The organism is Intestinibacter sp., assembly GCF_022780145.1.
GTDB lineage: Bacteria > Bacillota > Clostridia > Peptostreptococcales > Peptostreptococcaceae > Intestinibacter.
In genome coordinates, this window is sequence record NZ_JALEXO010000158.1 from 1 (window position 1) to 2,286 (window position 2,286).

At 32.9% G+C, this 2,286-nt stretch carries 3 protein-coding genes; 1 reads left to right on the forward strand and 2 read right to left on the reverse strand.

What is annotated here, in order from left to right:
* On the forward strand, positions 1–1,535 hold a 1,535-nt coding region (locus MR593_RS06190), incomplete at its 5' end, for a DNA topoisomerase (RefSeq protein WP_290690907.1).
* Positions 1,536–1,628: 93 nt separating this feature from the next.
* Here MR593_RS06190 and MR593_RS06195 read toward each other — a convergent pair.
* Both MR593_RS06195 and MR593_RS06200 read right to left on the reverse strand, forming a co-directional pair.
* A complete protein-coding gene (locus MR593_RS06195) occupies positions 1,629–1,820 on the reverse strand; it encodes a hypothetical protein (protein WP_290690910.1) in 192 nt (63 codons plus the stop codon).
* Between the two features lie 110 nt (positions 1,821–1,930).
* Positions 1,931–2,286: 8-oxo-dGTP diphosphatase (locus tag MR593_RS06200; protein ID WP_290690913.1), on the reverse strand; the 356-nt coding region annotated here is incomplete at its 5' end.

A 2,286-nucleotide genomic window follows, 5' to 3' on the forward strand; every position in this document is an offset into this window, starting at 1 on the left:
TCGAAGGTAATTTTAAATGCAAAAACGGTACATATAAGGGAAAATTGATGAAAGGAAAAGAAAGCAAATTCGATACTGAAGAGGAAGCGATGGCTGTCATAGAGAGCATTTCTTCCAAAGAGGGAATAGTTTCCTCTAAAAAGGTAACTAATTCCAAAGAATACGCACCAAAATTATTCAGTTTGACCTCTCTTCAAGGTTACATAACTTCTAAGTACGCTAATTTTACATCAGACAAGGTTTTAAATGTATGCCAATCTCTATATGAAGGTAAAGGAAAGGGTGGATATATAACATATCCTAGAACAGATTCTGTATACTTAGAGGAGAGCTTAACTGACAAAGTAAGCCAGACTTTAAATAGATTAAAACAAGGTCTTCCATACGAAGATAAAATCAAATTTGCCAAGACTAAAAGAGTTTTCGATTCATCAAAGGTAGACAGCCACAGTGCGATTATACCTACTTACATAGTTCCAAATTCATTGACTCCAGACGAAAAAATAGTCTACCAAGCTATAAAGGACAGATTTATCGCAAACTTCATGCCACCTGCAGAATACGAAAACACAGAAATTAAAACGGATGTCGATGGTAATATTTTTCTAACTAAAGGTAAGGTCTTAAAAGTACCTGGATACTTAGAGGTCTACAACAAGGAGCAAAAAAACGACTTGCTTCCATACGTAGATAAAGGTGAAGCTGTAGATGTTTTAGAAATTTTACCTCTTAAAAAGCAGACTACACCACCTAAATCCTATACAGAAGACACTTTACTTAAAGCGATGAAAAACTGCGGCAAAAACGTAGACGACGAAGATCTAGTCTTGGCTGGATACTCCATAGGTACATCTGCAACCCGCGGTGACGTACTTAAAAAAATCGCACAAGTTGGATACGTAGCCAAAAAGGGTAAATCATATTACATAACAGATTTAGGAATTAACTTAGTTGAAATATTCCCTGTAAAAGAACTTTTCGATGTGGACTACACAGGTAAGCTAGAAAAAAGCCTGAGCGATATTCAAAAGGGAAAATTCTCTCGTAAAGAGTATTTGACAAATATAATGAATTTTATAGTAAAAAACGTTAATTTAATAAAATACGATTCACCTAAAAAAATAAATACAGAAGCTTACATATACGATCCTAAAACAGGAAAAAGTAAATCTCAATCTGAGCTAAATAAAGCTGCTAAAAAAGCTAAATCAACTGATGCCAAAGCTTCAGCTAGTAAAACCGACACTAAAAATAATTCGCTAGGTAAATGTCCTGTCTGCGGCGGCGATGTAATCGAGGTCGAAAGCGGATTTTTATGTACAAACTACAAAACTTGCAAGTTCGGCATATTTAAAAACGACAAATACCTAGCATTTTATAAGAAAAAACCTAATAAGACAATGGTAAAATCCATCCTCAAAAAGGGCGAGGCAAAGGTAAAATCGCTTACAGATAAAAACGGCAATAAATTCGACGCTATTTTGACATATACTAAAAACGAAAAAGGATATTTCAGCTGGTCGATTAAGAGATAAGTATAAAAATAGCTTTCTATGATAATTTTTAACCTCAATTAAGACATAATCATAGAAAGCTATTGTATTTTACATAGTTTAAATTTTATAAAATTACTTACTTTTTTCATTTAATCCCCTTACGACATTGAATAAATTACTCAGAGCAATGCATCCCAATGCAGCAATAAGTGAATTATTGTTTGATTTATCCCCAAATATACTAATACACAAAAATATTATTCCTGCAATTAATAATCCCGCACTTGCTATAACAAAAAGTGTTTTTATTGTTTTATTATCCATAATTACTCCCCCGTTTAAATTTCCAAAATAATATATATCGTCTTTCAATATATCGCTATATGATATATTTATAATATATCATGTTACGATATATCTGTCAACGAGTTATTCTATTTCAAAATAAGTTTCCATTCATCCTCTTCAACTACATATTGAAATTCGGTTAATTTCTCATCTAACATTACTTGTAATAATTCCTCGAAGTTATTCACAAGGTCGAATTTAGATAAGTCATCCTTTTTAACCCAATGCATCTCGCCCTCTTTTGAGCTTATAACATCTCCAGTATATTCATCTGTTCTAAAAAGAAATACAATATATCGCCCATCTTCTATAGGAAACTGTTTTACCCCACACAATTTAGGATCTTTTATCGTAAGACCTGTCTCCTCTTTCATTTCTCTGATTACAGCATCGACAATAGACTCTCCACTTTCGATATGACCGCCTGGAAGAGTATATCCTT

Coding starts and splice junctions, on each gene's coding strand:
- MR593_RS06195 (WP_290690910.1), bottom strand. CDS start 1,820: ATGGATAATAAAACAATAAAAACACTTTTTGTTATAGCAAGTGCGGGA.